A 9,278-nucleotide genomic window follows, 5' to 3' on the forward strand; every position below is an offset into this window, starting at 1 on the left:
GAATCTGGGCGGCGCTGAAGGAGACCCCATGCCCCGCTACGACCTCGCCGGCCGCGCCGCCCTGGTGACCGGCGCCGCCTCCGGCATCGGCCTCGCCACGGCGCGGGAGCTGGCGGCCAACGGCTGCGCGGTGGCCCTCAACTTCCTGCCCGGCGACCCCCGCGGGCCCGAGGCGGCCGGGGCGCTCCGGGCCGGCGGCGCCACGGTGGTCGAGGCGCCCGGCGCGATCGGGGGCGGGGCGGAGGCGGCCATGGTCGAGGCCGCCGTCGCCGCGCTCGGAAGGCTGGACCTCCTCGTGAACAACGCGGGCACGCCCGGCGTCAGCCGCACCATCCCCGGCCACGCGCTGGACGAGATCACCGACGACCTCTGGGGCGCCGTGCTGGACACGAACCTCGTCGGCCTGTTCCGGACGACACGGGCGGCCGTGCCGGCGCTGCGGGCGGCGCGCGGGGCGGTGGTGAACCTCGCCTCCGTCGCGGGGCTCTCGGGGCGGGGCTCCTCCATGGCCTACGCGGCCAGCAAGGCCGGGGTGATCGCGCTGACGAAGCACCTCGCGCGCGGCTTGGGGCCCGAGATCCGCGTGAACGCCGTGGCGCCGGGGGCGGTGGACAGCACCTGGCAGATCGAGTGGACGGAGGCGCAGCGGGCGCAGTCGGTGGCCAACGCGCCCCTGGGCCGCCGCTGCACGCCCGAGGACATCGCCGAGGCGATCCTCTTCCTCGGCTGCGCCGGCGCCATGGTCACGGGCCAGACCCTGACGGTGGACGGGGGGCTGATCCTCTAGATGGCGCGGCGCGCGGCAGGCGGTCCCGACTTCGCGCTCGAGGCCGCGCATGGCGGCCCCGTGGCCGGGGTGGACGAGGCGGGGCGCGGGCCGCTCGCCGGGCCGGTCCTGGCCGCGGCGGTCATCTTTCCCACCCCGCCCGCCGGCGCCCTCGCCGCCCTGCTCGACGACAGCAAGCGGCTGGACACCCGCCGGCGCGAGGCCGCCTACGCCGCCCTGCTGGAGGCGGCGGCCGCGGGCGTGGCGCTGATCGGCGTCGGCGCCGCGAGCGCGGCGGAGATCGGCCGGCTGAACATCCTCCGCGCCACGCACCTCGCCATGGCGCGCGCCGTGGCCCGCCTCTCCGTCTTCCCGGCCCTCGCGCTGGTCGACGGCAACGCGGTGCCGCCGCTCCCCTGTCCGGTGCGCTGCGTCGTGGGCGGGGACGGCCTCTCCCTCTCCATCGCGGCGGCCTCGATCATGGCCAAGGTGGTGCGGGACCGGGCCATGGCGCGGCTCGACCCGCGCTGGCCCGGCTACGGCTTCGCGCGGCATTCCGGGTACCCGACGACGGCCCACCGGGAGGCGCTGGCGCGGCTCGGCCCAAGCCCGCATCACCGGCGCGGATTCAGTCCCGTCGATCAAGCCGTTCTGGCTCTTTCTTGACGCGGCGACTCGGGCATGGGCATGGTGGGGCGGGGGCTGGGCCCGACGCGACGCGGGGGCGTGGCGCCGCGCCGGCGGAAGGTTCAGGGGGCGTGGCGCGCGTGGGAACGGGGCTTGAGCTGCCGCTGGACAGCGTGATCCGCGGCGACTGCATCGAGAGCCTGCGCCGGCTGCCGCCCGCCTCGGTCCACGCGATCTTCGCGGACCCGCCCTACAACCTCCAGCTCAAGACCGAGCTTCGCCGGCCCGACGACAGCCTCGTCGACGGCGTGGACGACGCCTGGGACCGCTTCGACGACCTGGCCACCTACGACCGCTTCACCCGCGAATGGCTGACCGAGTGCCGCCGCGTGCTGCGGCGGGACGGCACGATCTGGGTGATGGGCTCCTACCACAACGTCTTCCGCCTCGGCGTCGCGCTGCAGGACCTCGGCTTCTGGATCCTGAACGACGTGGTGTGGCGGAAGTCCAACCCCATGCCGAACTTCCGCGGCCGGCGCTTCACCAACGCGCACGAGACGCTCATCTGGGCCGCGCGCGGGGAGGAGAGCCGCTACCGCTTCAACTACGCCGCCATGAAGTCGATGAACGACGACAAGCAGATGCGGAGCGACTGGCTCATCCCGCTCTGCACCGGCAACGAGCGGCTGCGCGGCGCGGACGGCGCGAAGCTCCACCCCACGCAGAAGCCGGAGGCGCTGCTGCACCGGGTCATCCTCGCCTGCACCGCGCCGGGCGAGGTGGTGCTCGATCCCTTCCTCGGCACCGGCACCACGGCGGCCGTCGCGAAGCGGCTCGGCCGGCGCTATATCGGGCTGGAGCGCGATCCCGGCTACGCCGACGCGGCCGAGGCGCGGCTGGCCACCATCGAGCCGCTGTCGGAGAGCGTGGCGCTCGCCCTTCCCGCCAAGCGCGAGCAGCCGCGCATCCCCTTCGGCGCGCTGGTGGAGCGCGGGCTGGTGCCGCCGGGCACGAAGCTCTGGGACCGGCACCGCCGCTGGCAGGCCGAGGTCGGCGTCGACGCCACGCTCCGCTGCGGGCGGGTGGCCGGCAGCATCCACCAGGTGGGGGCCGCCGTGCAGGAGGCGCCCTCCTGCAACGGCTGGACCTTCTGGCACATCGAGCGCCGCGACGGCACGCTGCGCGTGATCGACGAGCTGCGCGCGGAGCTGGCCCCGGGCAGCTAGGCCCGATCCCTCGCTTCCCACCGGTTTGCGTCGCCCCCGATCCCCCGGCACTCTCGGCGCGCCCCCGTGCCCTTGCGGCGCCGGCGGCCCACGAGGACGCACCGGAGGAAGGACAGGAATGAACCGTCGCCGCCTTGGCCAGGGGGCGCTCGCCCTCGGCCTCTCCTCGCTCGCCGCGCCGGCGCTCCGGGCGCAGGGCTTCGACCACACCATCCGCCTCGTCGTCCCGAACGCGCCGGGCGGGACGAGCGACATCCTGGCGCGCCTGATCGCGCCGGAACTGACCCGCGCCCTCGGCCAGAACGTTGTGGTGGAGAACCGCGCGGGCGCGGGCGGCAACATCGGCGCGGACGCGGTGGCCAAGAGCCCGCCCGACGGCCACACGCTGCTGCTGATGGACGTGACGACCATCGCGACGAACCCGGCGCTCTTCCCGCGCCTGCCCTTCGACAATCGGCGCGACCTCGCGCCGGTCACGATGCTCATCTACGCGCCCTACATCCTGGGGGTGGCCAACAAGCTGCCGGTGCGCGACGCGGCCGGGCTCGCGGCCTTCGCGAAATCCGCGCCCCAGCCGCTGAACGCCGGCAACTCGGGCGTCGGCACGGCCTCGCACCTCACCCTCATCCAGCTCGCCGACTTCTTCGGGCGGGAGATGACGCACGTCCCCTACCGCGGCGGCGCCCCGGCGCTCACCGCCGTGGTGTCCGGGGAGGCCGACCTGACCATCGCCGGCGCCACCCAGGCCCAGGCCTACGCCACCAACGGGCAGATGCGCGCGGTGGCCGTCACCGGCACGCACCGCCTGGCCCCCCTGCCGGACGTGCCGACCTTCCGGGAGGTGGGCTGGCCCGCGGTGGACGCCGGCACCTGGCAGGGCGTGATGGCCCAGGGCAACACGCCCCGCCCGCTGCTGGACCGCCTGCACAAGGAGCTGGCCGCCGCCCTGACGCAGCCCGCGATCGCCGCGCGCCTGGCGGATCTCGGCGCTGAGCCGAGGACCGAGGGGCCGGAGCCCTTCCGCCGCTGGCTGGACCAGGAGACGCAGACCTACACGCAGCTCATCCGCGCCAACAACGTGCGCCTCGACTAGCGGCGGAGCGGCCCTCCAGGCCGCCCTCGCGCCGAGGCGACACCCGGGACTCCTTGATGACCGACCCCACGATCCGGCGCCCGCCCGGCGACCTCGCGGCCTTCGCCGCCGCCCTCTTCGCCGCCGCGGGGCTGGACGAGGGCAAGGCCGAGGCCGTCGGCCGCCTTCTCGTGCGCACCGACATGATGGGCCGCCGCACCCACGGCCTGGCCCAGGCCGGCGCCTATCTCGACCAGGTGGAGCGCGGGCTGATGGAGGGCGCGGGCGAGCCCGAGACGCTGCGCGACACCGGCGGCACGGTCGTCTGGGACGGCGGCTACCGCCCCGGGCTGTGGCTGGTGGAGCGCGCGCTCCATCTCGGCTTCGAGCGCCTGCCGCGCCACGGCACCGTCACCGTTGCGATCCGGCGCAGCCACCACATCGGCAGCCTGGCCACCCTCGCGAAGGAGGCGACGGACCGCGGCTACCTGGCGATCCTCGCCTCCTCCGGCCCGCACACGAAGATCGTGGCCCCCTTCGGCGGCAAGGCGCCGCTGTTCAGCCCGAACCCCTTCGCGATCGGCTTCCCCGCGACCGAGGCGCCGGTGCTGGTGGACATCTCCGCCTCCATCACGACGGTCTCCATGACGCGGGAGAAGGCGGCGGCGGGCGCGCTGTTCGACCATCCCTGGCTGCTGGACCACGAGGGCCGGCCCACCCGCGACCCCGCGGTCGCCGAGCGCGCGGAGCAACGCGGCAGCCTCATGCTGCTCGGGGGCGAGGAGGCGGGGCACAAGGGCTTCGCCTCGCCCTGATGGTGGAGGCGCTGACCGGGGGCCTGGCCGGCCACGGCCGGCGCGAGGCGCCGACGCGCTGGGGGGCGAACGTCTTCCTCCAGCTCCTCGACCCCGAGGCCTTCGCGGGGCGGGAGGCCTTCCTCGGGCAGATGGACTTCCTGGCGGAGGGGGTCCACGCCAACCCGCCCATCGACCCGGCGGCCCCGGTGCGCCTGCCGGGCGAGCGCGCGGCGCGCCTGATGGCGGAGGCGGAGAGAGAGGGCGTGGCGCTGCCGGCGGCCCTGGCCGATGCGCTGCGTGGCTACGCGGCCCGGCTGGGGGTGGACGCGGCGGTGCTGGGCTGAACGCGAAGCCGCCCGCCTCGGCATACCCGGGCGGGCGGCGTCAGAACGGGACGGCGCGGGCGCTCAGGCCCGGCGGAGCGCCCGCAGCGTCGCGAAGGCGAGCGCGGTCTTCACCGCCGTGCCCGGCACGAACAGCACGAAGCCCGCCATCACCGCGCGCTCCAGGCCCACGAAGCCGGAGAGCCAGAGGACGCCCGGCACGAAGACCACGAGATGGGCCGCGGCCAGCACCAGCGCCTGGCGCAGCGCGCCCTGGCCGGCCTGCCCCGCGATCCAGGCGGAGGCGACGAAGCCGAGCAGGAAGCCGGCGGTGGGACCCATCAGCGCCGCGGGGCCGCCCGTGCCGGCGGCGAAGACCGGCAGGCCCATCGCGCCCTCGGCGATGTAGAGAAGGACGGCGGCGGCACCGAGGCGGGAGCCGCCGAGCGCGCCGAGCAGCAGCACCGCGAGCGTCTGCAGCGTCGCCGGCACCGGCCACATCGGCAGGCTCACCTGCGCCGAGGCCGCCAGCACCGCCGAGCCCAGCAAGGCCTGCGACCAGAAGCGGAGCGCCGGGCGCGCGGCCAGGCCCTGAATGGCGGTCATCCGAGTGTTCCCCTTCTGCGGGCGCCCCGCGCCCCGGATATCCCGCTTGCCACGCCGCCCACGCCCTCGGCAAGCGGGCCCTCGGCGAGGGCGAGCAGGCGGCGCATGGCGGTGGGCAGCGCGGCGCGCGCGGCCCCGGGCTCCATCCAGGTCATCCCCGGCGGCGCCGGCGAATCGGGGGCGGCGGCCTCGGCGAGGCGCATCTCGAGGTCCAGGTGGGAGAAGCTGTGGTGCGCGGTGCCCGGCCGGAGTGTCCAGGAGAGGCCGGGAAGGGGGGCGTGGGGGAGGGCCTCCTCCAGCTCCCAGGGTTCCTCCCGCCAGGGGGCGCCGGGGATCTCCAGCATCCCGCCCAGCAGCCCCTCGGGCGGGCGGTGGCGCAGCAGCAGGCGGCCGGCGGGGTCGCGGGCGAGGAAGTGCAGCCCTTGCCGCCCGCCCCGCGCGGCCTTCGGGCTCTTCGCGGGCAGGCCGTCCTGGATGCCCTCCCGCCGGGCCCGGCAGTCGTCGCGCCAGGGGCAGAGGGCGCAGGCCGGGCGGCGCGGGGTGCAGATCGTGGCGCCGAGGTCGAAGAGCGCCTGGACGAAGTCCCCCGGCCGCGTCCGTGCCGCCTCCTGCTCCATGAAGCGTCCCGCGGCGGGGCCGATCAGGCGGCGGGCGCCGGGCAGCGGGTCGCGAATGGCGAGGAGGCGCGCGACCACGCGCTCCACGTTGCCGTCCACCGGCACGGTCGGCCGGCCGAAGGCGATGGCGGCGACGGCGGCCGCCGTGTAGGCGCCGATCCCCGGCAGCGCCCGCAGCCCCTCCTCGGTGTCTGGGAAGCCGCCGCGCGCCACCACGGCGCGGGCGGCCGCGTGCAGGTTCCGGGCGCGGGCGTAGTAGCCGAGCCCCGCCCACTCGGCCGCCACCTCCTCCCAGGGCGCGGCGGCGAGCGCGGCGACGTCCGGGAAGCGCCCGAGGAAGCGGTCGTAGCGCGGGCCGACGGTCGCGACCGTCGTCTGCTGGAGCATCACCTCCGACAGCCAGATGCGGTATGGGTCGGCGCTGCCCGGCGGACCGGTGACGCGCCAGGGCAGCACGCGCCGGTGGCGGTCGTACCAGGCGAGCAGCGGGACGGCGGAGGGAGGGTCGGGGATGGGATCGGACAAGGCGGGACCAGGGGAGGGGGCGGCGGGCCCCAAGGCAAGCCCCCTGCGGCGGAACCCGCCCCGCGGGCCGCTGCCCTATGAGGCGCCGCGGCCGGAGCTCGGCCTGCGCCCGCTCGGCGCCCTCGTGCCCCGCCTCACCCGCCCGGCCTTCAAGCGGCGGAGCCCGGCGGGGGCGCTGCTGATGGCGGACTGGCCGGGCATCGTCGGCCCCGCGATCGCGGCGGTGACGGTGCCGCGGCGCCTGACGGGGGGCACGCTGACCATCGGCTGCTCCGGCCCGATCGCGATGGAGCTGCAGCACCTCGGCCCGCAGCTCATCGGGCGGATCAACGCGGCGCTCGGCACCGTCACGGTGGAGACGCTGCGCTTCGTCCAGCAGGCGCCGGCGGGCGCGCGCAAGGCCCCGCCTCGCCCCGCCGCGCCCCTGCCCGAAACCGTTCGTGGCGCGCTGGACACGGTCGGCAACGCACCGTTGCGGGATGCCCTGGCAAGATTGGCGCGCGGGGTTTATCGAACCCGTTAACGACCCCGCCAGCCTCGCCGCCAGCATGGGATACACGTCACGATGCGCCTCGCCCGCCGCAGCCTGCTCCTCGCCGCCCCCTCGGCCGCGCTGCTCCCCTCCCTGGCAACCTCGCCGGCCCTGGCCCAGGCGCCCGTCGCCGACCCAAGGCTGGGCGAGCGCTCGGCCGGCAAGGCGGAGGCGACGCCGGTGATCGAGTACTTCTCCCTCACCTGCTCCCACTGCGCGGACTTCCACAACCGCACCTGGCCGCAGGTGAAGTCGCGGCTGGTGGAGACCGGCAAGGTGCGCATGATCTGGCGCGACTTCCCGCTCGACCAGGTGGCGCTGGCCGCCGCCGCCGTCGCCCGCGCCCTGCCGCCGGAACGCTACGAGGGCTTCGTCAGCGCCCTCTTCGCCTCGCAGGACCGCTGGGCCTTCGCGCGCGGCGCCGACAACATCGCCGAGATCGCCAAGATCGCGGCGCTGGCCGGCATGAGCCGCGCCCAGGTGGACGCGGCCCTGGCCGACCAGGCCCTGCAGCGCGGCATCCTCGAGAGCCGGATGAAGGCGCAGCAGGAGTTCAACGTCTCCTCCACCCCGACCTTCGTGTTCAACAACCGCCCGAGCCCCGGCGCGCTCAGCTTCGAGCGCTTCGCGGAGCTGGCGGGCGTCTCCGCCTCCTGATGGACAACGCCTCCGCCTCGCTCGATCCCGGCCTCGCCGGGTCGCTGGAGAGCCCGGCGGAGGAGGCGGGGGCGGCCGCCGCCGGTGGCCCCGCCGCCGACGAGGCCGGGCCGGGGGACGCCCCCGACGGCAGCCGCCAGCCCCGCACCGCCACCCTCTCGCGGCTGCGCATCGCCGGCTTCAAGTCCTTCGCCGAGGCCACGACCGTCGAGGTCCTGCCGGGGCTGACCGGCATCGTCGGCCCCAACGGCTGCGGCAAGTCGAACGTGGTCGAGGCGCTGCGCTGGGCCATGGGCGAGACCAACGCGCGCGCCATGCGCGGCGGCGAGATGGACGACGTCATCTTCGCCGGCACCTCCACCCGCCCCGGCCGCAATCAGGCCGAGGTGACCCTGAGCCTGGAGGAGGCCGCCGGCCTCGCGCCGCCGCCCAACGCCGAGGCGGCGGAGCTCGAGATCACCCGCCGCATCGAGCGCGGCGCCGGCACCGGCTACCGCATCAACGGGCGCGAGACGCGCGGGCGGGACGTCGCCACGCTCTTCGCCGACATCGGCTCCGGCGCGCGGGCCTCGGGCATGGTCAGCCAGGGGCGCGTCTCCGCTCTCATCGGCGCCAAGCCGGAGGAGCGCCGCGGCGTGCTGGAGGAGGCGGCCGGCACCGCGGGCCTCCGCGCCCGCCGCCACGAGGCCGAGCTGAAGCTCCGCCAGGCCGAGACCAACCTCACCCGCGCCGACGACCTGCGGACCCAGCTCGAGGCCCAGCGCGAATCGCTGCGCAAGCAGGCCCGGCAGGCCGCGCGCTACCGCAACCTCTCGGGCCTGACCCGCGCCGCCGAGGCCGAGTGGATGGCGCTGCTGGCCGCGCGCGCGGAGGGGCAGCTTCTCTCCGCCCGCCATGCGCTGGACGCCGCCCGCGCCGCCACCCGCGCGGCCGAAGCCGCCGCCGAGGCCGCGACGCGCCGGGCGCATGCCGCCGACATGGCGCTGCCCGGCCCCCGCGCCGCCGAGGCCGCCGCCCGCACCGCGCTCGAGCGCCGCCGCGTGGAGGGCGAGGGACTGGCCGCCGCCGAGGCCCGCGCCCGCGCCGCGCGCGACGCCGCGGCCGATCGCCTCGCGCAGATCGAGGCCGACCACGCCCACGCGGCCACCGTCGTGCACGACGCCGAGGTGGCCCAGGGCCGCCTGACCGAGGAGGCCGGGGTGCTGGCCGGCGCGCTGGCCGCCCTGCCGGCGCGCCTCGCCGCCGCCGCCGAGGCCCTCGCCCTCGCCGAGGACGCGGCGCGCGGCGCGGAGGGCGAGGCCGAGCGCGCCGCCGAGGCCGCCGCCGAGGCCGCGCTGGCCTATGAGCGCCTGCAGGACGCCCGCCGCGGCGCCGAGGCCGAGCGGCGCCGACTGGCCGCCGAGGCCGCGCGGCTGGAGGAGGAGCGCGCCAAGGCCCTCGCCGCCAACGTCTCGCCCGAGGCCCTGTCGAGCGCCGCCGCCGAAGCCGAGGCCGCGGACGCCGCCCTGGCCGCGGCCCGCTCCGCCCTCG

9 protein-coding genes and 1 pseudogene are annotated in these 9,278 nt (G+C 76.8%); 8 read left to right on the plus strand and 2 right to left on the minus strand.

Translation table 11 applies throughout. The features are described 5' to 3' along the window. The first annotated feature begins 28 nt into the window (after positions 1-28). The 5 genes and pseudogenes from EAH89_RS19150 (at position 29) to EAH89_RS19170 (ending at position 4,832) form a co-directional block, all read left to right on the plus strand. Positions 29-787, plus strand: a complete 759-nt coding sequence (locus EAH89_RS19150; protein WP_140885321.1) for an SDR family NAD(P)-dependent oxidoreductase — start codon at positions 29-31, stop codon at positions 785-787. Next, on the plus strand, positions 788-1,432 hold the full coding sequence (locus tag EAH89_RS19155) for a ribonuclease HII (protein ID WP_140885322.1): 645 nt from the start codon (positions 788-790) through the stop codon (positions 1,430-1,432). Between the two features lie 101 nt (positions 1,433-1,533). After that, on the plus strand, positions 1,534-2,619 hold the full coding sequence (locus EAH89_RS19160) for a site-specific DNA-methyltransferase (RefSeq protein ID WP_140885328.1): 1,086 nt from the start codon (positions 1,534-1,536) through the stop codon (positions 2,617-2,619). A 118-nt stretch (positions 2,620-2,737) separates the two neighbouring features. After that, positions 2,738-3,712, plus strand: coding sequence for a Bug family tripartite tricarboxylate transporter substrate binding protein (locus EAH89_RS19165; RefSeq protein WP_140885323.1), 975 nt, complete (start codon positions 2,738-2,740; stop codon positions 3,710-3,712). A gap of 56 nt (positions 3,713-3,768) precedes the next feature. Next, positions 3,769-4,832: pseudogene (locus tag EAH89_RS19170) on the plus strand (Ldh family oxidoreductase). A 63-nt stretch (positions 4,833-4,895) separates the two neighbouring features. Here the strand turns inward: EAH89_RS19170 and EAH89_RS19175 are convergent. Together EAH89_RS19175 and EAH89_RS19180 are read right to left on the minus strand one after the other, a co-directional pair. Then, complete coding sequence (locus EAH89_RS19175) at positions 4,896-5,417, minus strand: biotin transporter BioY (RefSeq protein ID WP_140885324.1); 522 nt, start codon at positions 5,415-5,417, stop codon at positions 4,896-4,898. Next, the gene (locus EAH89_RS19180) at positions 5,414-6,559 is read right to left on the minus strand and encodes an A/G-specific adenine glycosylase (RefSeq protein ID WP_241667098.1); all 1,146 of its coding nucleotides are present in this window, start codon (positions 6,557-6,559) and stop codon (positions 5,414-5,416) included. The genes EAH89_RS19175 and EAH89_RS19180 overlap by 4 nt, the downstream gene beginning before the upstream one ends. On the opposite strand from EAH89_RS19180, the gene EAH89_RS19185 reads away from it, so the two are divergent. From EAH89_RS19185 to EAH89_RS33155, 3 genes are all read left to right on the plus strand, one after another. Further along, entirely contained in the window at positions 6,546-7,082 is a 537-nt protein-coding gene (locus tag EAH89_RS19185; RefSeq protein ID WP_140885325.1) for a DUF721 domain-containing protein, read from the plus strand. The two genes, EAH89_RS19180 and EAH89_RS19185, sit on opposite strands and share 14 nt — an antisense overlap. A gap of 42 nt (positions 7,083-7,124) precedes the next feature. Next, positions 7,125-7,748 (plus strand): DsbA family protein, encoded by a 624-nt coding sequence (locus EAH89_RS19190; RefSeq protein WP_140885326.1) that lies wholly within the window; start codon positions 7,125-7,127, stop codon positions 7,746-7,748. Further along, a partial coding sequence (locus tag EAH89_RS33155) for an AAA family ATPase (RefSeq protein ID WP_206667611.1) occupies positions 7,748-9,278 on the plus strand: 1,531 nt, incomplete at its 3' end. The genes EAH89_RS19190 and EAH89_RS33155, both read left to right, overlap by 1 nt.

The sequence above is a fragment of the Muricoccus nepalensis genome (genome assembly GCF_006438825.1).
GTDB classification, from domain to species: domain Bacteria; phylum Pseudomonadota; class Alphaproteobacteria; order Acetobacterales; family Acetobacteraceae; genus Roseomonas; species Roseomonas nepalensis.